This window comes from Chryseobacterium panacisoli, from assembly GCF_008274625.1.
Classification (GTDB): Bacteria; Bacteroidota; Bacteroidia; order Flavobacteriales; family Weeksellaceae; genus Chryseobacterium; species Chryseobacterium panacisoli.
In genome coordinates this window covers 1,032,669-1,058,147 of record NZ_VTRU01000001.1, presented here as the reverse complement: position 1 = coordinate 1,058,147, position 25,479 = coordinate 1,032,669, and the positions used below count along the sequence as shown (strand labels likewise).

Genomic DNA, 25,479 nt, shown 5'->3' with positions numbered 1-25,479 from the left:
CCTATGATTACAGTTGAATCGGTTTCAAAAAGTTTTAACGGAAAAAAAGCTGTCGATGCTATTTCTTTTCAGGCCAATGACAAGGAGATTTTGGTGCTTTTAGGAACAAGCGGCTGCGGAAAAACAACCATGCTGAAAATGATAAACCGTCTTATCGAGGTAGATTCCGGGACTATTTTGATTGATGGTAAAAATATTCAGTCGCAAAAAGTGGAAGAGGTACGGATGGGAATTGGTTTTGTCATGCAGCATTCCGGATTATTTCCCCATTACACCATACAACAGAACATAGCGGTCATTCCCGAATTGCTGAAATGGGACAAAAAAAAGACGTTAGAAAGAACTCTTGAATTATTGCATAAACTTCATCTTTCAGAAGAGGTACTTACACGATTTCCAAACGAATTAAGCGGCGGACAGCAGCAAAGAGTGGGAATTGCCAGGGCTTTGATTGCGGATTCGCCTGTTTTATTGATGGATGAACCTTTCGGAGCGTTGGATAATATTACCAAAGCTGATATTCATGCAGAATTTAAATCACTGGAAGAGCTTAAAAATAAAACCATTATTCTGGTTACTCATGATGTTCAGGAAGCCTTCGATTTGGGTCATAAAATCTGTCTGATGGATCAAGGAAAAATTATTCAGACAGGAACTCCGAAAGAGATGCTGTACCAGCCCAAAAATGATTTCGTTAAAAATTTCTTTGCCAAGAACCGGCTTTTACTGGAATACAAAGTGGCCAGGCTGAAAGATATGGCTTCTCTGATTGATGGTAGTCGTTTCTATGAAGAGCTTCAGTTTTCAGACAATGTAGGTTTATGGGATGCATTGCAGCAATTGAGTGCAGATACTACGCTTTCCGGAGATTACGAAAATCTGGTTAAAGCTTTTAATGAATACCGAAAATTCCAGGCTGTATGAGTAGGCAAAGTTTTTGGCAGTTTATCACAGAGCAGCATGAAAAGCTGCTTACTCAGGTTGTACAGCATCTGGGACTTACTTTTTTGTCTCTGTTTCTGGCCATCATCATAGGTGTACCTTTAGGGATCTTAATTGCCCGAAAAAGAAAATTCTCAGGTTCTGTTTTAGGAATAGCTGGAATTTTACAGACCATTCCGAGTATCGCTTTGCTCGGCTTTATGATTCCTGCTTTTGGAATTGGGGCAACTCCGGCCATTGTCGCTTTGCTGATCTACGCGCTTTTACCCATCATCAGAAATACCTACACAGGAATTACGGAAGTAGATCCGGCGGTAACTGAAGCTGCAAAAGCAATGGGGATGAATAGAAGACAACTGCTTTTCAAAGTTCAGCTTCCTTTGGCAATGCCTGTCATTATTGCGGGCATCAGAACAGCAGCGGTTATCAATGTGGGAGTGGCCACTTTAGCTTCATTTGTGGCAGCAGGAGGTTTGGGTGAATTTATTTTTGGCGGAATTTCCCTTAATAATACCAATATGATTCTGGCGGGTGCAATTCCGGCAGCGTTACTGGCTGTCCTTTTAGATCAGACCATTGCAGTTTTACAGAGATTAAGTTATCAGTCTGTAAAGAAATTAAAATATATTGTTCCAGCTGTATTGGCGATAATTGGAGTCATGTATCTTTTAACTTCCGTGTCGGATCATAAGCTCAAGGCAGGTTTTACGCCCGAATTTATGGGACGGCAGGACGGTGATCTGGGACTTCGTTCGGTATACGGGCTTGATGCACATCCGCTGGTGGTAAGTGATGCCATTATGTACAAAGCAGCCTACGAAAAAGAACTGGACCTCATCAGCGGATATTCCACAGATGGCAGAATCAAGGCTTTTGATTTGTATGTTCTGGAGGATGATAAGAAGATTTTCCCTCCTTATTTTGCTGCTCCTGTGATCAAAACAAAAACCCTGAAAAAGTTTCCTGAACTGGAAAAAACACTGAATCTTTTAGCCGGGAAATTCAATGATTCAATCATGACAGATCTGAATTATAGAGCGGATTATCTCAAACAGACTCCTGAGAAAATCGCCAAAGATTTTTTATTAAAAACACATTTGTATAAAGATCCACGCAAAGGAAATTCCCAAACCATAAAAATCGGGTCAAAAATTTTTGGTGAACAATATATTCTTACCGAAATTTACAAGATGCTCATTGAAGGCTATACCGATTATAAAGTGGAAACGAAAACAGGGCTTGGCGGAACGAAAATCTGCTTTGATGCTCTGATGAATGATGCGATTGATTTTTATCCTGAATATACGGGAACCGGACTATTGGTGTTGCTGAAACCTTCTGCAAAAACAATAGAAGAAGTTTCTAAAAGTCCGGAAAAAACGTTCGACTACGTCAATCTGGAATTTCATAAACAGTACGGAATTGAATGGCTGAAACCACTCGGTTTTAATAATGCATATGCTTTGATGATGCGAAGAAAACAGGCAAATGAACTTAAAATTAAAAATATTTCAGATCTGAAAAAATATCTGGATTCAAAATAATGGTCCTAAACATGAATTACAATTTCGACGAAATCATAGAAAGAAGAGGAACCCATTCTGTAAAATGGGATTGGGCAAGAGAAGATATTTTACCAATGTGGGTTGCTGATATGGACTTTAAAACCGCTCCGGAAGTGATTGAAGCCATCACTGAGAAAGTTTCTCACGGTATTTTCGGATATGGTACGATTCCTAAAGACTTTTACCAGTCGGTGATTCACTGGTGGGAAACCAATCATCATTTTACGATAGAAAAAGACTGGCTTTTGCCTGCAACGGGAATTCTTCCATCACTTTCGGCCATCATTCGTACTTTTGTGAAGCCCGATGAAAATATTATTTTGCAGACTCCTGTTTACAATCATTTTTTTACCATTTTAGAAAATTATGGGTGTCATGTGGTCTGCAATGATCTGAAATATGAAGGAGGAAATTACACCATAGATTTTGATGATCTGGAAAAGAAAGCTTCTGATCCGAAAACTAAACTTTTGTTGTTTTGTAATCCGCATAATCCGGTGGGGAAAGTCTGGACAAGAGAAGATCTGGAAAAAATAGCGGAGATCTGTTCACGGAACAATGTAATGGTGGTTTCTGATGAGATTCATTCTGATCTGATTTTTAATAATCGTCAGCATATTCCGTTTGTTTCTGCAGCTCAAAATTATGAGCTTCTATCGGTGACTTGCGGTTCGCCGTGTAAGACTTTTAATTTTTCAGGTCTGCCGATATCTTATCTTATTTCGCGGGACAAAAATATACTGGAGCAGATCCGTAAGACTTTAGAACTTCAGGAAAACAGTTATCCAAACCCAATTGCCATGACAGCCCTGATTTCAGCCTATACAAAAGGATATGAATGGATGGGTGAACTTAAAGATTATCTGTATCAGAATTTTATATTTCTTAGAAATTTTTGCGGAGAACATCTGCCTGCCATCAAAGTAATTCCTTTGGAAGCAACCTATCTGGTTTGGCTGGATTGCCGCACATTTGGTAAAACTTCTGATGAATTATCAAAAATTCTTCTGATGGAGGGTAAGGTTTGGCTTAATTCGGGAACAATGTACGGGAACAATGGAGAAGGTTTCCTGAGAATCAATATCGGCTGTCCAAGGCAGCTCCTGACTGAAGGTCTGGAACGGTTGAAAAAAGCTTTGAAAGAATAAAACGGAAAACCAGAACATGGTCACCGGAATTATTGATATAAAAAGTAAGCGCCAATTTGTAAAAATTGGCGCTTACTTTATTTAGTCAGCCTTTACTATTGGCTTAATTGTGTTTACAAGTTGCGAGAACATGAAGGTTTTGAGCAGCAGTGCATCATGAAATGCTGAAAATTATACGCTGTAAGTGTGAATTAAATGAGAATGTACTGTAGCTTAAAATTTTAGGCTGAAAAAATAATCAATATTGAGTGAAAAAAGTGTGCTGAAAGAATATTTTTATTATTTTTATAAAATAAACTAATACATGTAAATAAATGAAAATTATTCATACATAAATATTTATTTAAATATAATATTTTAAAAATAATCATTTTTAATTTTAATAATACAATAAATCTTGTTCGGTTACAAGGTTGTCTTTCTGTGTGCTAAAGACAACGTTTATTAAAACATACACGAAGAGAATTAAACTTTAACCATACACTTAAAACCAAATTATTCTTATGGAAAAACAACACAATCACACGCATGGCTGCACTCACTGCTCTTGCCACAATCCTGTTTTAGATGTTCTTAAAGAAGAACTTTTCAGTGCAGAAAATCTGAAGAAAATAAATCCCGGTTCCGGAAAAGCGACCCACGAAAAGCCACAGACCCTGATGGTAAGCGGAGGTAATATTCTGCCAATGATCGGTGGATCAACGGGTACCATTGAAGCCATTGGATTTGCTGATGGAAAAGTTGTTGTAACCGGTACCGCAGATCAGGTAGAAACCTATATGAATGACAAGCATTCAGGATTTCAAAGAAAAGAATTGACAGGTACTCAAACTTTACTTCCTGGACTGATAGAACCTCACGTTCATATGATTCCTACGGCAATGATGACCGGCTGGCTGGATCTGAGCCCTTTTGACGGACAGAATTTAAAAGCTGTATACGATTTAACTTCTGTTGGGGCAATCATCAACGGGCACATCCCAAAAATTCCCGGAGCTGTTATTTTAGGAAGAGGATTGGATCCGTCATTAATGCCTTTTAAGGAAAAAAATGGTAAAAAAGAGCTTATAACGATTGATAATGTAGTTCTTGATACTATTAATCATGATACTCCAATGATGCTGTTAAGTGCCTCTATGCACACCCTTTATCTGAATACTAAGGCATTAGAGTATGTATTTGATCACAATCCGGATATAAAGAACGAGTATAAAACTGTTGACAAATATATCAGTGAAACGAAAGGCCAGCTGCAGGAAGGTCTGCAGATGACTCCGGCATTGAAGACCATAAAACTGCAGATCATTGCAATGAGCATAGAGATCAATCGCTATCTTACGGAGCTTTTTCACACGGCCAATTCAAGAGGAGTTACTTTTATGTATGATGCCGGACTGAATAAGGGTTCAGAAACACTTTTAACCAAATATTTCGAGACTCATCCTGAAGTGGTAAGAACGGGAGGGGCACTTCTTTGTTCCAATCAGGAAGAGGTTGATAAGCTGGAACCTTATAAAGAACCGGAACATTACAAACCTGTATATTATGGACATATTAAAGTGGTTTCGGATGGTTCAAACCAGGGATTAACCGGATATCAGAGTGCTCCATACCTGTGTGATCCTGCTAATAATACGGGGGTATTTAATTTCCCGCAGACAGGTATTCCTGCCAATACAATTCCGCCAAGTTATAATACATTGATCAATACTGTGGTGGCTGGAAAAGGGTGGCCGCTAATGGTTCATGCCAATGGTGATCAGGCAGTAACTTTTGCCATCAATGCGTATCAGCGTACTCTGGCTCAATATAAAGGCTCTGAACTTCGTAACCGTATAGAACATTGCTCTCTTCTGACAACAGATCAGATTACCAATATGCTCCAGATGGGAGTTTCGCCAAGTTTCCTTATCGGGCACGTAGGTTATTGGGGATATGCTTTTAAGGAAGTGATATTCGGTGAGAAAGCACAAATGCTTGACCTGTGCGGTTCAACACTTGCTGCCGGAATGAGAATTACTCTTCATAGTGATAATGAGGTGAGCCCGTTAGGTCCTTTGAGAATGATGGAACAATCAATTACCAGAATCATGGAAAAGAATCCAAAGGATATTGAAGTTTTAAATGCTGCGGAACGTATTACTCCTGAACAGGCTTTAATTGCGGTTACTTATGATGCTGCATGGCAATGCTATGCAGACAAATGGGTAGGATCGTTAGACAATGGATACTTTGCTGATTTTGTGATATTGGAACAAAACCCTCTTTCATTAGATACTCCTTCATTACAATATATGAAAATGCGGGACATTCCGGTATTGGAAACCTGGGTAGGTGGTGTTTGTGTATATACCTATGATCAGAATAGAAAGACAGTGACCGAAAAAGATATGATTTTTTCAGGCAAACAGTAACAAATTCTGAAAAAAATAAATAGTTTCTAACCCAATATCAATCAGAGCAGAAATCATCTGCTCTGATTTTATTTTTATTGATAAATATTTATGGGAGAGAAGATGCCTATTGGTGTAAAATAAAACCACAACTTCTTGTGTTGTGGTTCTATTATTATTTGCGTTAAGGAATGTAATGATAAATGCCTTCTAAAAATAACATATACCTTCCGGGCTGAAATTCTCCATATGAAAACAGATAGATTATATCATTTTTTTTCAGATAATGAATTTCCAATCCCTCTTCAGATACGTATTTTTCGATGAAACTGTTTCTTACATTAAATTCACTTTCTCTGACGATGGTCTCAAAACTTTCATTATCTATTTCTTTTTTTAAATCTCTTAACGGACTGTTGTAAAAATCAATCAATTTGATTTTCTGATTCTCAATTTCAAAAATTTCTTTTAGACATTCTTGTTCATCGCCATCAAATAATTTTTGTCTGGTTATTTCGGTTTTTTTGATCATATTTAATGAGTTATAAGTTTAATATATCCTTAATGATAACCTCTTTTTTAGAGATTTATCTGGTGCAATTTTAATTTATTACACTAATTTTATTCTTCAATCATAGTTGGATATAATGATATTCCCCAGACTATGTCTTTTAGCATATTAGCATAATCTGTATTTGCTTCTTCTGCAACAAAATTTCTTGCTATCATTACTGCCATTGGATATTTTTGATAAGCTTCATCTTTTGTATAAACTTCATTATTGTCAATTACAGTTTTTTTTATATCCTGTAATTGATTATAAAAAGAAACGTTCATTAGAGTATCTGGAAACTGTTCATATTCTTCTTTTGCCTGTAATAAAGCTTTTTCAACTATTTCACGATAATACTTTTTCGTTAACTTGTCTTCTAAATCTGTATACATTTGTCTATTTTGTTTAATTAAATTGAGTTTTTGGTATATATATTTGACTTCCGCCACCTTCTGTATGAACTGAGATAGGGTTACCTTCTGAGTCAATTCTTGACCATGTGTCATCAATTTTAGCTGAAGTACTTTTTAAGCCTTCTGCATTTTTTGGTAATTTAGTTATTTCTTTATTAACATTTCTTAGCTCTTGCGTTTGTTTCCAACCATTGTTAGGATCTCTGACATTATATTTATCTGAAACTCCAAGTTCATTAGGTGTATTGAGTGGATTATCAGTATAATAGTCTCCTCTTAACACAGTTCCTTCAGTATTTACCTTTGTATATTGTATTAATTCTGTTCCTTTTGACAGGTTAACGATTTCGATTGGACTACTAAAATCAATTCCTGCAATATGAGATTCAATATCTCTCATTTTCATATCAGGATTATGTTTTAGATAAAACTCAATAGCTTGTTTTTTTCTTAGATCAATAATGACATCTATTTCATCTACTGCAGCTTTGCTTACGATGGTAGTTTTATCTTCTTTTACTAGATTTTCTTCCTCATTTTTACTACTTCTTATTTTTTTTCCTTTAATAGATCTCGCCTTAGCTAAATTACTGTTTTTTGATGGTTTACTGATAGGTTTTATATATCCTTCTTTTATTAAATCATTGATAGATGATGGCAGTTCATACTGAATACCTCCTCCTTTTTCTCCAAACCAAGGGATGATTTCTCCTTCACTGACTTGAGGTATATCTTTCAATACTTTATATCTGGTATAGGGTTTACTATCTGTCCCTTTAGATAGAGCTCTGTCTGTGTAAGGAGTGCCATCTTTTCCTGCAAAGGTTCCTCTATCCTGGAAAACTCCATTTTCATCAAACCATCCGCCATATCTGTCAAAAATACTTCCTTCTTTTAAGGTAATCTCTATAGTGCTTGTTGCTCCACGGTTTGGAGGCCAGTTTCCATTGAGATTCTTATCCGTAAACAATTGTTCTAATTGTTTCCAGTTTTTATTTTTAAATAAATCATAGGCTTGTTTTGCTATTTCATCAGATGGAAAACCGGTTTCAACGGATTTTAGGAATTGATTAAAATCGGGCTGTTTATAAGTATTCTCTAGAGCGTGTACTGCTGGTTTATTGCTGACCGGAATTTTTGGTGATTTTCCACCTGTTAAATTTTCAGGCGTATCAATAAATTCACTATGCTGCTCCGGGTTGTAAGGTTTTTTGGAGGTTTGTTTTGATGTTTGCCTTTTTACTTTCGGCAGTTTCTCTAATTCTCCTCCTTTTAAGTTTTTACTGCTTAGCACCAGCAATCCTGCAGTTAATGTCAACTGTCCTAAAATTTTAACGATAGCATCTATTTTTTCTGCTGTTGTTAAGTTTTTATTATCATGGATATCTTGTATACTTTCTAAACCATTAGCTGTAATCATCACTGCAGCAGTGCCATTAAGGGCAAAATCAGTTAAAATAATATACTGCATCCCTGTTGATGATATTTTTATAATAGAGGACGCCTTAGCGATGCTGGATAATGAGCCTGCCATCCCTAAAAAGCTGGAAGCTATCATAATGACATCCAAAGTCAGGGTTTCGTTGGTCAATGTTCCCTTTTGTACTTTATCAATAATGCTGGCGGTTCCGGAAGTGGCCCCCGTAGCACCTGCAGCTATAAATAAGTAAGGCGCAATAGGTGCTGCCGGAGTAAATGTAGCCACCAACCCGGCTACTGCCAGTCCTAATGAAGCCCAGCCTGCTCCGGCAGAAAGTGATTCCCAGAACGATGCTCCGTCAGTAGTGAAATTCCCTTTTAGGGTAGGGTAGCCTAATATATTTGCTGGAATTTCGTAAGCCAGAATACCATCCGGATACGTGTTTTTGCTGTCAAATTCTTCAAATAAATCTTTTATATTATTTCCTTCATAAGTACGTTGATGCTGTACACCTGGAGTAAGATCTGTTAACACATAATTGCCGGGATTTTTTTTGCTTTTTCCAATAAATAAATTGAGTGACAGGGTTTCTGTAGTCTTTTCATTAATCGTTACGGCATTAATTGCCAATGCTGTTTTGGGAGCAATGGTATTAAAGCTTTTATCAATCTCTTTCTTATATTCTCTTATATTTTTTAGCGCCTGATAGTCATCACTTGGTAAGACAACTTGTCGGTAAGATGCTTCCTGCCCTGTTGGATTGTTGTTTTTGTCTAATACCATACAATGAATGGTATACACCCCTGTAAGTGAACCTAAAAATGCAGCTTTTGCCTGCGAAGAATTCATATTCCATCCGTCTCTGCCAAAATATTCTCCTCTTTTATAACCATGTACAGTGGCATTTTTAGCATATTCTACCCCTAGTAATGCGCTGGCACCATCAAACATTTCTTTAGGGGTGTTAATTTCTGCAAACCAAAAATAATGATGGTCTTTAGAGATAGGTTTTCCTTTAATTGAATAGTAAGACTGCGGAATATGGTTAATATCTGCAGTACTCACTCTTGCAGGATTTTCACTAAATGATGCAGATTCAATATAGAAATCCGGGTTGCTTTTCTGCTCCTTGAATGCTCCTTTTGAAAGATTGAATTCAATAAAGGCTACCTGCTGTCTGAAATCTGAATAATTTTGAACTTTATTCTTTTTTAAATCACCAGCTGCTGCCTCTTCAAGGGTCTTAACCTGATATTCTTTGGTATAAGCTCTGAATTCTTTTGTTTGGGTGTTTTCTATGATAAATACAAATGTATAGTTCCCTGATTTATGGGTATTAATAGAAAATTGATTGATTACTGTTCCATCCTGTCTGAAAGTTTTTATCTCCTTTCTGTAAGGGTATTGGAATAGATTATATACCTGATCATCTTTTTTTATGAGTACCCTTCGGACAACTTCCGGAACTTTAGGCTTGTTTCCTTCAGCATACATAACAGGTGTTTCATATTGGTATGAACATTCAAATTCTATGGGCTCTCCTTCTATTGCGTACTTTGTTTTAGGCTTAATCCATGATCCCTTACCGGTTATAACAACTTCTTGTAATAACTCGCCTTCGGGGTTTGCCGGCTCTGGTTCCAGCTCTGGTTGTGGCTGTTCATAGTTTGCATATAATAACCGTATCGCTTTATACAAATCTTTATCCCCTAATTCTTTATATAAATCCTCTACTAATCCTACTTTTCTTTTTGGTTTATATTTTTCATCATAGTATTGAACAAGCTCGTATCTTTCTTCATAGGAAAGTTTTTCTAAAGCTTTAAAAACTTTATCCTCGTCAGTTCCGGCAAAGATCCCTAAGGTTCTGTGTTCAAAGGCTTCGTAGAGCATTCTCGCACGTTCAGAAACAGGAAGTCCAACGTCTTTCTTACTGTTTAAGAATTGCAGTGCTTCATTCATTTTCAGCAAGGTCTCCCTATTAAAAGTGCCGGAAGTATTAATATTGTTCTTACGCTGAAAGCTGATGATCCCAGCCTGTGTTTCATTCCAGAAAAGATTTTTGTTTTCAGGGGTTTTATGTCCTAATTTATTAAGTGCATTATGAAGCGTTGAAACATGCTGGCCTTTATCAAATAATTGGATAACAGATCCGTTTTTTTCTACTTTACTGAATGCCCTGGTTTTAAAAGGATCATATGTTATTTTGGTAACTTCTGTTTTTGCGAGAGATATTTTGCTGTCCTGATCGGTGATCTGCTCAGACTTTTCTTTATCCTCTTTATTATTGGTTTTTTGCTTATCGGACCTGCCAGCCCTGGGCGCAAATGTTTTTTTGTGTCTGCTCATGGTATTGGTTATTAGATGAGTGTTTATTGTGCTGTGCTAAAGGTTTTGTACGAATGGGCTGAGACGGGATTGATTTTTTCCGAAAGCTTTTTCGTTTTCTATCATTAAATAAGTACTGATTAAAGAATAGGTAATAATGGTTTCATTACGGTCATGCAATGCCATAGCAACATTTTTCATAATGTTTCGGATATTAGCACCGGTATAAGTATATTCTTTGGTTACATGTTTTAAAAGGTCATCACTTTCAAAAGTTATATTTTGAGGCAAATAATGCTCCCAAAGGGCTTTTCTGGTAGTTTCTGTCGGCCGTATTACATTGACAGAAACATCGATACGGCGCTTGAAAGCATCATCCATATTGTTTTCAAAATTGGAAGCCAGAATTGTTAATCCGTCAAATTTTTCTATCCGCTGCAACAAATACGAAACTTCCTGGTTGGCGTAGCGGTCATGAGCATCTTTTACATCAGAACGTTTCCCGAACAAAGCATCAGCTTCATCAAAAAACAGCATGCAGTTTTTACCCTGCAGCCTGTTGAATAGCACTTCAAGATTTTTCTCGGTTTCACCAATGTATTTGCTCACTACCTGTGAGAGATCTACATGGTACATATCAATACCATAGGCATTGGCAAGAATTCCGGCCAGCATTGTTTTCCCTGTTCCCGGTGCGCCGTAGAATAAAGCAATGAATCCTGGTTTGAAGCTATGCACATTGGTTTTGAAAAAGCCGTTTTCCAGTGCTTTTATATAATGACCAATGGGTTTTATCTGATCTCTTACGTTGTCTTCCAAAATAATATCTTCCATGGTGAGATCAGATTTGTAAAGTCTGCCTGGAAAGTAGGAGCCATGGTCCAGCTGTGGTTTTTGGTCTGATAAAAAATAGTTGAGATAAGCGGTATCCAGTTCAATTTTTCCATGAATAAATTCTGTTGAAGAACGATTGTAGATAATATCATTTTTCAACAGCACACTGCCATTGATGAGTTGTGCGCCATATTGTGACCACAGTGATAAATCCTTACCTGCCAGCAAAAAAAGTGCTGTTTGAAAAGTGGGCTTAAAGCTGCGGCTGGTTTTGTCATATTCACCACCTGCTTCAATAGCAAATGCATTGCTGCTTTCTTCTATCTGCACAAAGGTTTTCAGGATAGACGGATAATGAGCCGAAGCAATGCCCAGCGCTAAGATTATTCTGTCTAGAACAGTAAGCTGATGGATATTTATCGTAGTGGAATAAGGAGATGTGTCATCTGACTGTGGAGGTTCAGGTATTTCATAATCCCTATTCAATTCTATCTCATCTTCCAGAAACAATTCTTTGCACCGCTTTTCAATAAGGGATTGCAGCCATTTCATTTCCTCATTTAAAGAGTTATGATTTACAGTATTGACTTGGAATAAAGGATCAATTATTTCTTTTTTGTCATTACTATTTGTTTTTATTAATGACGTATGTTCATGGTTAATAGGAGATTTCATAATCTTATTTTGAATTAATAGGGTTGCAGTGAGGTACTGCTGATGTAAAATCAGCAATTTTAGAGTATTGGGAAAGCTTCAGAGTAGTTAGAAAATGTAACCTGTTATTACCAGTTTACAAATATGAATTTTTTCTGCCAGGGGAGTTTTATGAGACCAATTCCCCAGGAAAGCTTTTCAAGAAGAATATCCTGTGCTTTTCGTTCTACAATAAGAGTGTAATCCGAGTCGGTGATGGTTAATTTCCCTGGTCGCTGGAAAAACTCGTTTTGTAACAATGCCGCAGATGATTTTTTCATGGGAGCCCAGTTGTGCTGTACACTTTCTATGACATTTTTAGCCTGTGTTTTATGCTTGCGTGAAAGTTTAATATGCCTGTTAATTGTTTGGTGCATCGGAATATTACACAGAAATTTTTCAAAAATCATGTCGTATTCTGGAGCGTTCGTTCTTCCGGTAGCAATATAATGCAAGAGATGGGCACCCAATTCCGGATCAGTGATCTGCTGGGTTTTGGGATCAAGGAGCTCACAATGTTCAAACAGAGTTTTGATGAATGGGTGGATCAAAATAAGCCCTGCATTTTGAATATATTGTCCTTCGTTCTGGTTTACATCTTCCCGAATTGCCGCATCTTTTTCCTGAATGGTTTCTGTTGAAGTTTTTACACTTTCAGATTGATCTGCTGCATTCGTTTTGATGCTTTCAGAAATTTCCTTTTCCGTAATAAAAGGGAATATCTTAACTACTGTTTTCCTGTTCTGATGATTGCTTTTTGTTTGTAACAAGCCAATCTTTTCTATTGTTGAAATTTCCCGTAAAAGATACTCCCGGAGATGTTTATTGGATGTATTCAAATACTCCGATATTACATTGAAGATCAAGCGCCATATTGCAATTCTATCCGTATGATTCAGTTTTGATAGATGATGTATTGTATCCGTTTCCAGGTTGATTGTCAATTCCTTATTTTTCAAAACCGACAGGCATAATTGTGCAATTTGTTCATTGGAAAGCTGATTGATAAGCCGGTTTCTGACATTTTCTTTTGACAAAGCAGATACAATGCTCTTTTGAAAGTTATCGGCCGAAATAACACGGTCAAAAACAGTTGATTCTAAAATAGCCATAGTATTGCTCTCCGAATTCCACCAGGGCATAGCCCCATGTTCTAAAAAATAGATAAAAGCCCTGAACATTTTTTCCTGATGGTCTACCAGATATGCTTTAGTCTCACCTTCTGCTTCCTGATAAGACGTTTCAATGGGGTGGGTAATTTCTGACAGTTCTTCTTTAAAAAGTTCAGCTATCTGATCTTTTAACTCTGTATTTAATGTGCTGCTTTTTACATCCACATGTAATTCTAAACGAGGAATCTGCAGGGTGCGGCCGGCTAACTTATATTCTAAAGCTTTGATATGCTTTTCTATTTCAGGAAAAACATCAATAGACAAAAAGCTGTTGATATCATCTTTTATACGCAATGCTTTTTCTTTGTTGTTGACGGTAATTTCAAGAAAAACTTTCTGAATGATATGATTTTGCTTCACATTAAATAGGTTTACATTATAAAATATCGGGAGTCGTCAAATGGTTTTACTTTTGGTCGAACTCTCCACCCCAGAAACCTGCAGGACAAAGACTGAATCTGGATCTCTGTTTAGCACTCAATCTGCATCCGCAGCCTCTGATAAATCCATCTTTTGGACCGTCTGCTACTTCCAGTGTTTCTGGATTGAGCCATTTCATTGCGTTGCAGTTGTTGCCGTTTTTTAAAGGACACGCATTACAAATTTCTTCCCTTAAAGAGAATATAGCTTCTTCATTCTGATTGGCTGCACCCAGTTTTGAGCGTAGTTCGTTAAAATGGCCTTCAATGATTTCATTTCGTTTGCTGAAAAGATTTTTAATATTCATATGATTAAAGTTTTTAAAATTATTGGGTCAAAATTAGAAAGAAGAAAAGCCATTTTGCGAATTATCAGGCCGCTCTATTCTGTCTTTGCAGTAAAAGACAAAAATCATTTCCTGATGATGCGTGTTTACAATTTTTTAGAAATTGTTGAGCAAAAAAGGGATACTTCTAATCAGGAAGGCATATGTTTTTTTGGAGAATTAATACTTCGTGTAATCAATCATCGTATTTGAGTATTTACGATTCAGAAGTGCAGGACTGCTATACATAGGCATTGAATGAATGAGGCAATCATATGTTGAAACAGAGTGATTTTTTAAGGCAGAATGACATTCGGTTACGGACTGAAATTTAGTCATTATGGAGATGAGAAAATCTTCGGTCTGAAAATTTAATTTTTTAATATCGTTTTTAAGGTGTTTGTTTCCAGTTTGTTAATGGTGCTGTTTTTAATTTTCTTTTATAGGAATTAAAATCCTATTTACTGCAAAGACTGTATTGAGCACCCAAAATATTTGTCTTTTGAGGGGGGCTGATTGTATGTTTGCACCATAATAATTAAGAACAGAAATTATGATTAATAAAGTATTAACAGTTTTAAAAAATCAGCTAAATGCTCCGGATGGTTTATGGGATCCTAATGTTCCTGGCGAAATTGAAATCGCTGTTGTTGATGACATCGCAAAACATGATGACAATACTGAGGGACTTAACAATAAAGTAGTAATCAGTCTGCTCAACATTGAGGAGGAATCAACATTGAAAAACAGATCAAGGTACCAGCAGGTTGTAGTAGACAACAATCCGGTCCGATATGATAAAGAAAGTACTCCGGCTTACTTAAATCTATATGTGATGATTGCTGCCAACAGAAGCACCTATAGCAAATCTTTACTAAGCATTTCAAAAGTTATTGAGCTGTTTCAGGCAAAAAATGTTCTGGAGTATGTGGATCTTGAGCCAGAAAATAACTTCAGCTTTAGAATTGAACTGCATTCTATTCCCTTTGAACAGCTAAGTTACGTCTGGGGATTGCTGGGCGGAAAAGTAATGCCTTCTGCTTTATATAAAATCAGTGTAATAAAAATTGCTGCGAAGGAGGTAGTCCCTGTTAAATTAATTAATGACATCAATATACAAAGTATTAAAGTTGATTAATCATAAAAGCAAAAACTAAAAACTAAAACTAATAACCCTTTAAATTTTTAAACATGTTAAATCCAGCAACACCAGGTGTTTCTGTTGAAGAAATTACAAAACTTCCATACTCAGTTGCCTACATAGAAACAGCTATGCCAGCGTTTATTGGGTATACCGAACTACTCCCTGCCGGGTATAATGAACCTTTCATCATCAGCTCTCTTTTAGAATATGAACAATATTTTGGAAAAGCAAAAAAAGAAAATATCAGGTTACAGGATGTAGAAGGCAAAGGAGCAACTATTGTAGCCCCTCAGGTACAATTTTTAATGTATTATTCGCTGCAAATGTATTTTGCCAATGGCGGCGGACCGTGTTATATCATTTCTGTAGGGGATTATACCTCAGCAGAAGTGCAATTATCCTCACTGGAAGCAGGGCTGGGTAAGATCGATCATAAAAATATTAAAGAACCGATTCTTATTATTTTCCCTGATGCTGTTTCGTTAACCAATGAATCTGAGTTTTATAGTATCTATAATCAGTCAATTGATAAAGCTAAAGAGGAGAATAAAAACAGATTTGTTATCCTGGATACCTACTACGGAAATTCTATCATCAAATCAGACAATCTTACCACGATTGAATCTTTTAGAAGTAATATCAACCCAACTAATCATGCGGCGGCTTACTTCCCTCACTTAAAAACCATTTTGAATTATACTTTTGATGAAACTCAAACCCCTATCACCCATGCCGGTTTACAAAAAGCAGGACAAGGAAGTGCTCTTTTTTATGCGGGTGAGATCGCTGCTTTAGATGAATTGAAAAGGTTGGCAAGTGCCGAAATTTCAACCGGGTCTGCCGATGCTTACGTGCTTGCTGATTTATTAGATCAGGCTATTGCCATAGCAGAAGAAGTGAATGAAGCAGCGGATGCCGGTGATAAAAAAAATGCTTTAACAGAAGTAATTGATGAAGCAAAAGTTGTGTTAAAAGCCATATATGACGGAATAATAGATGATTTTGTGATCCCTGATGGATTCGACGAAGATGCCCCTGTTTTCAGTGGGGAGTTTGATGCATTGAAAACTGCAATTCTTGAAGTAAAAGACGAAAAAGGAGATGCAGACGGGATAACACTTAAAAATTTAGAATCATCCAATTCAGCATTATACAATCAGGTGAAAAAAGAAATACTGTCATTAAAAGTTGTTTTGCCGCCATCATCAGCAATAGCAGGAGCATATGGTAGAATAGACAGTACAAGAGGAGTGTGGAAAGCTCCGGCAAATATCAATATCAGCCATGTTATTACTCCGACAGAAAAAATTTCAGATCAGGAACAGGCTGCTTTAAACATCGATGCTTTCGGAAAATCAATCAATGCGATCAGAGCTTTTACAGGGAAAGGTACTTTAATATGGGGAGCCAGAACTCTTGAAGGGAAAGATAAAAATAATGAAGGGAAAGATAACGAATGGAAGTATGTACACGTACGCCGTTATTATAATATGATCAGACAAGCGATCAGCGAAGCACTCAACAAGTTTATTAATGAGCCTAACATTCCTCACACATGGTTACGGGCAAAAACAATGTTGGAAAATTTTCTTAACCAGCAATGGATGGAGGGTGCATTAGCAGGAAGCACCCCGAAAGAAGCTTACGAAGTAACAGTGAAAGGAGTAGAAGGAACGACCACGATGAATGTTGAACTTAAAATAGCGCTAGTACGCCCGGCAGAGTTTATTGTACTCAACTTTTCGCACAAATTACAACAGTTCTAAAAAACAAAATCAATAAATCAATCACGAATAAATATCCGAAGTTTTACTTCGAGGAATAATTAATATTAACGTAAAATTTTTAAAAATGAATTACAAAACCCCTGGAGTTTACGTGGAGGAACAAGGAAAATTTCCCCCTTCCGTAGCGCAAGTTGAAACGGCTATCCCTGCTTTTATTGGGTATACAGAGGATGGACCGAAAAATAAACCAACGAGAATTGCTTCGATGTTGGAGTATGAAGAACTTTTTGGAAAAGCAAACCAGGAAATCTTCGCTGTAGCTTTCAAAGATGGTGTGGCAACAGCAATGCCAACTAAGGTAAGCGACTTTAAAATGTATTATGCCATGCAGATGTATTTTGCCAATGGTGGTGGCCCTTGTTATATCGTTTCTGTAGGAGATTATAAAAGTCCGGAGGCTGTAGATGCCCCTACACCTGCAGAAGCTTTTTTATCAGGTCTTGAATTATTAAAAAAGGAAGACGAACCTACACTGATTGTTTTTCCGGATCTTCAGAGTTTAGTTCCTTCTGCTGCTGACATTGCTGCTGCTCAGGATGTTGTTACTACAGCATTAAATGCTAAAAATGTTGCTTCCGCAGCTAAAGGTATTGCAGGTCTTGTTGCAGGCGCTGTTGCGGGTGCTAATGTAGAAGCGGCTGTTGCTGCTGCAGTTGCTAAGGCAGCGGAGTTTAATGTTCCTAATCCTAACGATTTACAGATTGTGGGAGCTAAGGCCGGTCAGACTGTTGTAGCTGCTGTTAAAACGGCTGCTGCCGTAAATAATGCTACTGTTGCTACTGTTAAGGCGGCAGCTGATGAGGTTGCGGATGCTTTTGAGACAGATTTTACTACGGCTTCGACAATGGAGACTGATGCTCTTGCTGCCAGCAGTATTGTTACTGCCAGAGCAGGTGATTCTGTTGCTGTCGGCAAAATCTATGCTTTGTACAGTAAAGCTTTAGATCAGGCAGAATTATTGAAAGACAGGTTCGTTATTATGGATGTTCTTGAAGATGCTGCTGATTTTAGAGATAAGGTATCTTCTACCGGTCTGAAATACGGTGCCGCTTATTATCCAAAACTGAAGACTGTTTTAAGCTATGATTTCAAAGATGCTGATATCTTGGTTACCGGTGCATCTGGTATTACAACTTTAGCAGATTTGAAGACTGTTAATTCTGAAATGTATAATCAGGCTAAAAAAGCAATCGAGTCTACGTCAGTAGTATTGGCACCGTCATCAGCAATTGCAGGAGTTTACGCCAAAGTAGACAGTACTTCCGGAGTATGGAAATCACCAGCTAATATAGGGCTTAGCCTGGTAGAAGCGCCGGCAGTAAAAATCTCCAATAAAGAACAGGATCTGCTGAATGTAGATGCTACATCAGGAAAATCAATTAATGCCATCAGAACTTTTACAGGAAAAGGAAACTTGGTTTGGGGTGCAAGAACGCTGGATGGAAACAGCAACGAATGGAGATACATTTCTGTACGTCGTTTCTTCAACATGGTAGAAGAATCTGTGAAGAAAGCTACAGAACGTTTCGTTTTTGAACCGAATACCGCCAATACATGGGCTCGTGTACAGACCATGATCGAAAATTATCTTGACCAGCAATGGAGAGACGGTGCATTGGCAGGAAGCAAGCCGGAAGAAGCTTATTATGTAAGTGTTGGTTTATACAAAACAATGTCAGCTCAGGACATCTTAGAAGGAAGAATGAACATCGAGATTGGTATGGCCGCAGTACGCCCGGCTGAATTTATTGTGTTGAATTTTTCACACAAATTACAGGAAGCATAAAATCAATTAAATAACAATTAAAATTAAAAATAAATTATGAGTACATATCCATTAGTAAAGTTTGCCTTTGAAGTAGATTGGGGCGGAACAAAAGTAGGTTTTCAGGAAGTAAGCGGATTAAATGTTGAAGCAGCTTTAATTGAGTACAGACATGGTGCAAGCCCTGATTTCAGTAAGATTAAAATGCCTGGAATGAAAAGCTTCAGTAACATCACTTTAAAGAGAGGAACTTTCAAAACAGATAACGAATATTTCGACTGGTTCCAGAGTATTCAGCTAAGCACCGTAGAACGCAGATCTATTACGATTTCTCTTTTAGATGAGACAGGAGCGCCTGCAGTTACATGGAAAGTGAAAAATGCATTCCCGCTTAAGTTACAATCCACAGATCTGAAAGCTGAAGGTAACGAGGTCGCTATTGAAACCTTAGAAATTGCACACGAAGGATTAACTATTGAAAACAACTAATATTAACTTTAAATTTTTAACAAATGAATTACAAAACACCTGGAGTTTACGTAGAAGAAATTGCGAAATTCCCACCATCTGTAGCACAAGTAGAAACAGCTATCCCAGCTTTTATCGGACATACGGATAAAGGACCAAGAAATGAACCGACAAGAATCTCTTCTATGTTGGAATATGAAACAATTTTCGGAGGAGCAAAAGATGAAAAAACAGCCATCTCTATTAAGATTGAAGATACAGTTGTTACTGCAAATGTAGACAACACTAAGGTAAGCCCATACAAAATGTATTATGCTATGCAAATGTATTTTGCTAATGGTGGCGGGCCATGTTATATTGTTTCAGTAGCTGATTATGACAAAGCTCCTGTATTAGGAACAGAAACGGTTGCCGGCGGTTTATGGTTCGGATTAAAATCATTGGAAAAAGAAGATGAGCCAACACTTATTGTTTTCCCGGATGCGGAAGTTTTAGGAGCAGATGCTTACAAATTATACAATAAAGCTTTGGATCAGGCAGAAGATTTGAAAGACAGATTCGTTATTATGGATGTTTTTGCAGATGCAGATGCTTTCAGAACCGGAGTAAATGCTACAGGTTTAAAATATGGAGCAGCCTATTATCCAAAATTAGAAACAGTGTTAAGCTACAGCTTTGATGATAAAGATGTTAAAATTGATAGCTATAAAGAATTAAATGCTGCAGGAGCTCTTGTAGATGTTACAATGCCTCAGGATGAAAACAACTTGGCATGGTTGAAATCAAGAAGTTCAGCACTGTATAACCAGGCTAAAAAAGAAATTGAATCTAAAAGAGTAGTATTGGCTCCATCTTCATCAATTGCCGGAATTTATGCTAAAGTAGACAGTACTTCCGGAGTATGGAAAGCACCAGCCAACCTGGCAATCAGTAATGTACTGGCACCTGTTGTAAAAATTTCTAATGAAACGCAGGACGGTCTCAACGTAGATGCAGTAGCAGGAAAATCAATCAACGCCATCAGAACTTTTACAGGAAAAGGTACATTAGTTTGGGGGGCAAGAACATTGGATGGAAACAGTAACGAATGGAGATATGTACCCGTACGTCGTTTCTTCAATATGGTAGAAGAATCTGTGAAGAAAGCTACAGAACGTTTCGTTTTTGAACCGAATACAGCTAATACATGGGTTCGTGTACAGGCAATGATCGAAAATTTCCTTGATCAGCAGTGGAGAGACGGTGCATTAGCAGGAAGCAAGCCGGAAGAAGCTTATTATGTAAGTGTTGGTTTACACAAAACAATGTCGGCTCAGGACATCTTAGAAGGAAGAATGATTATTGAAGTCGGTATGGCTGCAGTACGCCCGGCTGAGTTTATCGTACTACGTTTTTCACACAAATTACAGGAAGCATAAGCTAAATTAAATAACAACTAAAAATAAATACATTATGAGTACATATCCATTAGTAAAATTTGCCTTTGAAGTAGATTGGGGCGGAACAAAAGTAGGTTTTCAGGAAGTCAGCGGTTTAAATGTTGAAGCAGCTTTAATTGAATACAGACATGGCGCAAGTCCTGATTTCAGCAAGATTAAAATGCCTGGAATGAAAAGTTTCAGTAACATCACTTTAAAGAGAGGAACTTTCAAAACTGATAACGAGTATTTCGACTGGTTCCAGAGTATTCAGCTAAGCACCGTAGAACGCAGATCTATCACGATTTCTCTTTTAGATGAGACAGGAGCGCCTGCAGTTACATGGAAAGTGAAAAATGCATTCCCGCTTAAGTTACAATCCACAGATCTGAAAGCTGAAGGTAATGAGGTGGCTATTGAAACGCTGGAAATTGCGCACGAAGGATTAACTATTGAAAATAACTAATCATGGCAGTTTTATATCCTCCAACCAGTTTCTCTTTTATTGTTAACGGGATTTCAACAACAGAGGGTATTGACTCCAGATTTCAATCTATATCTGGTTTATCAACAGAAATTGGAACTGAAGAATATGCTGAAGGAGGCGAAAACAGGTTTACGCATCAGCTTCCTTTGAGACCCAAATATCCTAATCTGGTTCTTAAGCGTGGGTTAATCGTAAGTTCCGGATTGATAAGCTGGTGTAGAAATGCGATGGAAAACTTCCAGTTTGAACCCAGAGACCTGATCATTACCCTTTCAGGCGGGATTCAATCTACAGCACCCCTTATGGTTTGGAATGTAGTTGGAGCATATCCCGTAAGATGGGAAGTATCCGAATTCAACGCAGAAGAAAGCAAACTTGCTATTGAAACCATAGAACTGAAATATAGATATTTCACAATACCCTCATCGTTAGCAAGCTTAGGCTTGTAATTTCTAAATCAAATCTAAGCACCTGAACGTGTGTTAGTTTAAAGATAAATTTTACCCAAATCTTTTTTCATCAAAAAACAACAGATTGGTCTATAACAGAGACTGAACACACCCTTCATGTGCTTGGATTTTTAAAAATAAACATGTTAAATCATTGGTTATTAGTGTTTTGAATATTAGTGATCAATTAAAAAACAAACGAAATGCCAATAGAAATAAAAGAGCTTCACATTAAAATAAATGTGGATGAAAAAGCAGCAGCAACTACCACTGCCGCATCGTTAGATGAAGCACAGCTCATGCGCGCGATCAGCGAAAGTGTAGAGCAGGCAGCAAAGATAGAAAACCGTAAAAAAGAAAGATAATGAGAGGAGCAATTCAAAAACTGACAATCGGAACATATAAAGATTCTGATTATGAAAAAAGAATTCAGAATGGTGCTTTTAAAGCTTTTATCAATCCTACAGGGTATTCTGTAACATATAAAACGGAACTTGAACCAGGTCAGGCACCAGGAACAGCTAAAACCGATTTAAAATATGTAGCATCACCTTCAACCGATTTACAATTAGAATTTCTATTTGATGGTACAGGAGTTACGGAAGCGAATTCCGGTATTAAACTTATCAATCAAATTAAAGGGAAAGCTTTTAAAAAGACATCTGTAAAAGATCAGGTTGATGCTTTTTATAAGGCTACAGGCCAGGTTTCAGGCCCTATACATAAACCTTATAACGTTATTCTTAATTGGGGAGATTTTGAATTTAAAGGAGTATTGGCCGAATTTACTGTAGAATATAAGTTGTTTGACAATGAGGGACAGCCTTTGAGAGCTATCGGAAAAGCAAAATTTAGTGAATCAATAAGTCCCAAGTTAGAAGCAGCAGAAAAAAAACGGAGTTCCCCGGATCTTACCCACAAAAGAACAGTACAAGCCGGAGATACACTGCCGTTAATGACCGAAAGAATTTACGGAGATTCCAAATACTATCTGGAAGTAGCTAAAGTAAATAATCTTGTCAATTTCAGACAGCTAAAACCAGGGCAGGAATTATTCTTTCCGCCATTAGAAAAAGTTTCATAATATGAATAATAGCGGATACATACAAACAGCAAAAAATCCGGATTTAGTCACCTATAAGGTCATGTCCGGAGGAACAGAACTGCCAGGGAAGTACGGTGTGAAAAGCATTGTCGTGGAAAAAGAATTCAACAGAATTCCTTATGCCCGCATTGTTATTGTAGACGGAAGTGTACCGGAGCAGGATTTCAAGCTCAGTAACGAAGATCTGTTAATTCCCGGAAAAGAAATTGAGATTACCGCTGGATACCATTCTGAAGAAGAAACCATTTTTAAAGGAGTTGTTGTAAAACACAATATAAAAATCAGAAATGGCTCTTCTTACCTGATTATAGAATGCAGGGATAAGGCTGTAAAAATGACCTTAGGAAGAAAAAGCAAGTACTTCTATGAAAGCACAGACAGTGATGTCATGGAAGAACTCATTAGTAATAACGGGCTTACTGCCGATGTTGAAGCTACTTCAAATTCTCATAAGGAATTGGTTCAGTACCAGGCTTCTGATTGGGATTTTATGCTTACCAGAGCGCAGGCAAACGGTAAACTTTGTTTCGTTGAAGATGGAACCATCAAAATTGCTAAACCTGATTTTAGCGCTGAAACTGTAGAAACAGTGGTTTACGGATCATCCATACATGAATTTGACGGAGAAATTGATGCCAGAGACCAATTCAGCAAAATTACAGCCAAAACATGGAGCTATACCGATCAGGAACTGACAGAAGTGGAAGCTCAGGATCCTGCCATTAATCTCAACGGAAATCTTTCGTCAGGTGATTTAGCCAATGTTTTCGGAATTGAAGACCTGCAGCTTAAGCATGGTGGAAATCTTACCCAAGGGGAACTGCAGGAATGGGGTGATGCCAAAGCCACTTTCCAGCAATTAGCCAAAACAAGAGGAAGAGTAAAACTTCAGGGAATCCCATTTGTGATACCAGGAGCTTCATTAACACTGCAAGGAGTAGGAAACCGATTCAACGGGAAAATATACATAACCGGTGTCCGTCATGAAATCGCCGAAGGAAACTGGCTGGTGGACGCTCAATTCGGACTTTCTCCAACCTGGTTTTCGGAAACTTATGATGTAAATGAAATGCCGGGTTCAGGAATTATGCCTGCCATAAGCGGATTACATGTAGGAGTAGTATCACAATTGGAATCAGATCCGGACGGAGAAGACAGAATTTTGGTACAGATACCCATCATCAATAATGAAGAAGAAGGGATTTGGGCACGTATTGCCACTCTTGATGCCGGAGAAAACAGAGGATCATTCTTCAGACCGGAAATCGGAGATGAGGTCATCATCGGATTTATTAATGATGATCCCAATGATGCCGTGGTGCTTGGAATGCTAAACAGCAGTGCAAAACCAGCTCCCATTGTAGCCTCTGATGATAACCATGAAAAAGGATTTGTTACCCGTAGCGAAATGAAAATGATCTTTAATGACGACAAAATTTCGTACACACTGGAAACCCCAAAAGGTAAAAAAGTGATTGTAGACGAAGATGCAGACGTCATTATAATAAAAGACGAGCATTCTAATACTCTTACGCTTAATAAAGACGGTATCAGTATGGAAAGCGGGAAAGATATCAAAATCAAAGCAAAAGGCGACATTAATATGGAAGGAACCAATATCAATGTAAAAGCAAGTGCTCAGTTCAAAGCAGAGGGAAGTTCCGGTTCAGAGCTTAAATCAGGAGCAGTAACAGTAGTAAAAGGATCTCAAGTTAAAATTAATTAATAATCATGAAACCGGCAGCAAGAATTACAGATATGCATACCTGCCCTATGGTAACGGGAACGGTTCCCCATGTAGGAGGTCCTATAATTCCGGAAGGAGAGCCCACCGTGCTTATTGGCGGAATGCCTGCAGCAAGACAAGGAGACAAAGCAGTATGTACGGGGCCACCGGACACCATCGCATCAGGATCTTCAAGCGTTTTAATAGGCGGGAAGCCTGCTGCAAGAATGGGAGACTCTACCGCTCATGGAGGGGTGATAACCGCGGGTGATGCTACTGTTTTAATAGGCGGATAATAAGGAAGGCAGCTTTTAATACAATCATAAGCTTCCTTATCAATAAGATCTGACTAAAAATAAAAATGTAAAACATCAATAACAAAACGGTTGGAATAACCAAAACTCTATGCTACAGATGCAGGATGTGAACATTAAATATAACAAATAACGTATGAAAATAAATACAGATTTTTTAGGAACAGGCTGGAGTTTTCCGCCTGAGTTTAACGAGACTGAAGGAAAACTGGCCATGACCACAGATGTTGAAGACATCAATAACAGCCTTAAGATTTTATTGTCAACACGCCCAGGTGAACGTGTAATGTTCCCCAACTACGGGTGTGACCTGCAGGAAATGCTCTTTAAACCGCTGGACTTAACGCTGATTACCCAGATGAAAGGAATCGTTGAGCGTGCTATTTTATATCATGAGCCCAGAATCAACATTCTGAGTATTGAAATTGACACTCAGGAAGAGCTTCAGGGAGAAGTTTTGATACAGGTTGACTACGAAGTAAGAAATACTAATACAAGAAGCAATATGGTTTTCCCTTTTTACAAAGGAGAAGCTACCGAAATATAATGAATTACGGGATGTCTGTAGCCATTTTGAATACTACCAAACACTACAATAAGTATTGCATCT

22 protein-coding genes are annotated in these 25,479 nt (G+C 37.7%); 16 read left to right on the top strand and 6 right to left on the bottom strand.

Annotated features, from left to right (window positions below; translation table 11 throughout):
• Nucleotides 1-3: 3 nt before the first annotated feature.
• From FW781_RS04790 to FW781_RS04775, 4 genes are all read left to right on the top strand, one after another.
• Nucleotides 4-924 (top strand): ABC transporter ATP-binding protein, encoded by a 921-nt coding sequence (locus FW781_RS04790; protein WP_149386369.1) that lies wholly within the window; start codon nt 4-6, stop codon nt 922-924.
• Nucleotides 921-2,486, top strand: a complete 1,566-nt coding sequence (locus tag FW781_RS04785) for an ABC transporter permease/substrate-binding protein (RefSeq protein ID WP_149386368.1) — start codon at nt 921-923, stop codon at nt 2,484-2,486. Before FW781_RS04790 ends, FW781_RS04785 begins: the two co-directional genes overlap by 4 nt.
• A gap of 11 nt (nt 2,487-2,497) precedes the next feature.
• The gene (locus FW781_RS04780) at nt 2,498-3,655 is read left to right on the top strand and encodes a MalY/PatB family protein (protein ID WP_149386367.1); all 1,158 of its coding nucleotides are present in this window, start codon (nt 2,498-2,500) and stop codon (nt 3,653-3,655) included.
• A gap of 503 nt (nt 3,656-4,158) precedes the next feature.
• Nucleotides 4,159-6,069: an amidohydrolase gene (locus FW781_RS04775; protein ID WP_149386366.1), complete on the top strand. Its 1,911-nt coding sequence runs from the start codon at nt 4,159-4,161 to the stop codon at nt 6,067-6,069.
• A 163-nt stretch (nt 6,070-6,232) separates the two neighbouring features.
• On the opposite strand, the gene FW781_RS04770 is transcribed toward FW781_RS04775, so the two are convergent.
• The 6 genes from FW781_RS04770 to FW781_RS04745 all read right to left on the bottom strand — a co-directional run bounded on the left by FW781_RS04770 (nt 6,233) and on the right by FW781_RS04745 (nt 14,188).
• The gene (locus tag FW781_RS04770; RefSeq protein ID WP_149386365.1) at nt 6,233-6,580 is read right to left on the bottom strand and encodes a hypothetical protein; all 348 of its coding nucleotides are present in this window, start codon (nt 6,578-6,580) and stop codon (nt 6,233-6,235) included.
• An 89-nt stretch (nt 6,581-6,669) separates the two neighbouring features.
• A complete protein-coding gene (locus FW781_RS04765; RefSeq protein ID WP_149386364.1) occupies nt 6,670-6,993 on the bottom strand; it encodes a hypothetical protein in 324 nt (107 codons plus the stop codon).
• 13 nt (nt 6,994-7,006) lie between these two features.
• Entirely contained in the window at nt 7,007-10,783 is a 3,777-nt protein-coding gene (locus FW781_RS22625; RefSeq protein ID WP_149386363.1) for a glycohydrolase toxin TNT-related protein, read from the bottom strand.
• 36 nt (nt 10,784-10,819) lie between these two features.
• Complete coding sequence (locus FW781_RS04755) at nt 10,820-12,271, bottom strand: ATP-binding protein (protein WP_149386362.1); 1,452 nt, start codon at nt 12,269-12,271, stop codon at nt 10,820-10,822.
• Nucleotides 12,272-12,378: 107 nt separating this feature from the next.
• Entirely contained in the window at nt 12,379-13,821 is a 1,443-nt protein-coding gene (locus tag FW781_RS04750; RefSeq protein WP_149386361.1) for a contractile injection system tape measure protein, read from the bottom strand.
• 46 nt (nt 13,822-13,867) lie between these two features.
• Nucleotides 13,868-14,188, bottom strand: a complete 321-nt coding sequence (locus tag FW781_RS04745) for a hypothetical protein (protein WP_149386360.1) — start codon at nt 14,186-14,188, stop codon at nt 13,868-13,870.
• Between the two features lie 571 nt (nt 14,189-14,759).
• On the opposite strand from FW781_RS04745, the gene FW781_RS04740 reads away from it, so the two are divergent.
• The 12 genes from FW781_RS04740 (at nt 14,760) to FW781_RS04690 (ending at nt 25,416) form a co-directional block, all read left to right on the top strand.
• On the top strand, nt 14,760-15,344 hold the full coding sequence (locus FW781_RS04740; RefSeq protein WP_149386359.1) for a DUF4255 domain-containing protein: 585 nt from the start codon (nt 14,760-14,762) through the stop codon (nt 15,342-15,344).
• Between the two features lie 53 nt (nt 15,345-15,397).
• Nucleotides 15,398-17,116, top strand: a complete 1,719-nt coding sequence (locus FW781_RS04735; protein WP_149386358.1) for a phage tail sheath family protein — start codon at nt 15,398-15,400, stop codon at nt 17,114-17,116.
• Nucleotides 17,117-17,201: 85 nt separating this feature from the next.
• Nucleotides 17,202-18,923, top strand: a complete 1,722-nt coding sequence (locus tag FW781_RS22620) for a phage tail sheath family protein (RefSeq protein WP_149386357.1) — start codon at nt 17,202-17,204, stop codon at nt 18,921-18,923.
• A 36-nt stretch (nt 18,924-18,959) separates the two neighbouring features.
• Nucleotides 18,960-19,391 carry a phage tail protein gene (locus FW781_RS04725; RefSeq protein ID WP_047378138.1) on the top strand — a complete coding sequence of 144 codons (432 nt, stop codon included), beginning with the start codon at nt 18,960-18,962 and terminating at the stop codon, nt 19,389-19,391.
• A gap of 23 nt (nt 19,392-19,414) precedes the next feature.
• Nucleotides 19,415-20,788, top strand: a complete 1,374-nt coding sequence (locus FW781_RS04720; protein WP_149386356.1) for a phage tail sheath family protein — start codon at nt 19,415-19,417, stop codon at nt 20,786-20,788.
• A gap of 34 nt (nt 20,789-20,822) precedes the next feature.
• Nucleotides 20,823-21,254: a phage tail protein gene (locus FW781_RS04715; RefSeq protein ID WP_047378138.1), complete on the top strand. Its 432-nt coding sequence runs from the start codon at nt 20,823-20,825 to the stop codon at nt 21,252-21,254.
• Nucleotides 21,255-21,256: 2 nt separating this feature from the next.
• Nucleotides 21,257-21,724, top strand: coding sequence for a phage tail protein (locus FW781_RS04710; RefSeq protein ID WP_047388278.1), 468 nt, complete (start codon nt 21,257-21,259; stop codon nt 21,722-21,724).
• Between the two features lie 203 nt (nt 21,725-21,927).
• Nucleotides 21,928-22,089, top strand: a complete 162-nt coding sequence (locus FW781_RS22330) for a DUF5908 family protein (RefSeq protein WP_172625664.1) — start codon at nt 21,928-21,930, stop codon at nt 22,087-22,089.
• Complete coding sequence (locus tag FW781_RS04705) at nt 22,089-22,808, top strand: CIS tube protein (protein ID WP_149386355.1); 720 nt, start codon at nt 22,089-22,091, stop codon at nt 22,806-22,808. The genes FW781_RS22330 and FW781_RS04705 overlap by 1 nt, the downstream gene beginning before the upstream one ends.
• 1 nt (nt 22,809) lies before the next feature.
• Nucleotides 22,810-24,555 carry a type VI secretion system tip protein VgrG gene (vgrG, locus tag FW781_RS04700; protein WP_149386354.1) on the top strand — a complete coding sequence of 582 codons (1,746 nt, stop codon included), beginning with the start codon at nt 22,810-22,812 and terminating at the stop codon, nt 24,553-24,555.
• A 2-nt stretch (nt 24,556-24,557) separates the two neighbouring features.
• Nucleotides 24,558-24,851: a PAAR domain-containing protein gene (locus FW781_RS04695; RefSeq protein WP_149386353.1), complete on the top strand. Its 294-nt coding sequence runs from the start codon at nt 24,558-24,560 to the stop codon at nt 24,849-24,851.
• Nucleotides 24,852-25,005: 154 nt separating this feature from the next.
• Nucleotides 25,006-25,416, top strand: a complete 411-nt coding sequence (locus FW781_RS04690) for a GPW/gp25 family protein (RefSeq protein ID WP_047378134.1) — start codon at nt 25,006-25,008, stop codon at nt 25,414-25,416.
• The last annotated feature ends 63 nt before the right edge of the window (nt 25,417-25,479 follow it).

Coding starts and splice junctions, on each gene's coding strand:
- FW781_RS04790 (WP_149386369.1), top strand. CDS start 4: ATGATTACAGTTGAATCGGTTTCAAAAAGTTTTAACGGAAAAAAAGCT.
- FW781_RS04785 (WP_149386368.1), top strand. CDS start 921: ATGAGTAGGCAAAGTTTTTGGCAGTTTATCACAGAGCAGCATGAAAAG.
- FW781_RS04780 (WP_149386367.1), top strand. CDS start 2,498: ATGAATTACAATTTCGACGAAATCATAGAAAGAAGAGGAACCCATTCT.
- FW781_RS04775 (WP_149386366.1), top strand. CDS start 4,159: ATGGAAAAACAACACAATCACACGCATGGCTGCACTCACTGCTCTTGC.
- FW781_RS04770 (WP_149386365.1), bottom strand. CDS start 6,580: ATGATCAAAAAAACCGAAATAACCAGACAAAAATTATTTGATGGCGAT.
- FW781_RS04765 (WP_149386364.1), bottom strand. CDS start 6,993: ATGTATACAGATTTAGAAGACAAGTTAACGAAAAAGTATTATCGTGAA.
- FW781_RS22625 (WP_149386363.1), bottom strand. CDS start 10,783: ATGAGCAGACACAAAAAAACATTTGCGCCCAGGGCTGGCAGGTCCGAT.
- FW781_RS04755 (WP_149386362.1), bottom strand. CDS start 12,271: ATGAAATCTCCTATTAACCATGAACATACGTCATTAATAAAAACAAAT.
- FW781_RS04745 (WP_149386360.1), bottom strand. CDS start 14,188: ATGAATATTAAAAATCTTTTCAGCAAACGAAATGAAATCATTGAAGGC.
- FW781_RS04740 (WP_149386359.1), top strand. CDS start 14,760: ATGATTAATAAAGTATTAACAGTTTTAAAAAATCAGCTAAATGCTCCG.
- FW781_RS04735 (WP_149386358.1), top strand. CDS start 15,398: ATGTTAAATCCAGCAACACCAGGTGTTTCTGTTGAAGAAATTACAAAA.
- FW781_RS22620 (WP_149386357.1), top strand. CDS start 17,202: ATGAATTACAAAACCCCTGGAGTTTACGTGGAGGAACAAGGAAAATTT.
- FW781_RS04725 (WP_047378138.1), top strand. CDS start 18,960: ATGAGTACATATCCATTAGTAAAGTTTGCCTTTGAAGTAGATTGGGGC.
- FW781_RS04720 (WP_149386356.1), top strand. CDS start 19,415: ATGAATTACAAAACACCTGGAGTTTACGTAGAAGAAATTGCGAAATTC.
- FW781_RS04715 (WP_047378138.1), top strand. CDS start 20,823: ATGAGTACATATCCATTAGTAAAATTTGCCTTTGAAGTAGATTGGGGC.
- FW781_RS04710 (WP_047388278.1), top strand. CDS start 21,257: ATGGCAGTTTTATATCCTCCAACCAGTTTCTCTTTTATTGTTAACGGG.
- FW781_RS22330 (WP_172625664.1), top strand. CDS start 21,928: ATGCCAATAGAAATAAAAGAGCTTCACATTAAAATAAATGTGGATGAA.
- FW781_RS04705 (WP_149386355.1), top strand. CDS start 22,089: ATGAGAGGAGCAATTCAAAAACTGACAATCGGAACATATAAAGATTCT.
- vgrG (WP_149386354.1), top strand. CDS start 22,810: ATGAATAATAGCGGATACATACAAACAGCAAAAAATCCGGATTTAGTC.
- FW781_RS04690 (WP_047378134.1), top strand. CDS start 25,006: ATGAAAATAAATACAGATTTTTTAGGAACAGGCTGGAGTTTTCCGCCT.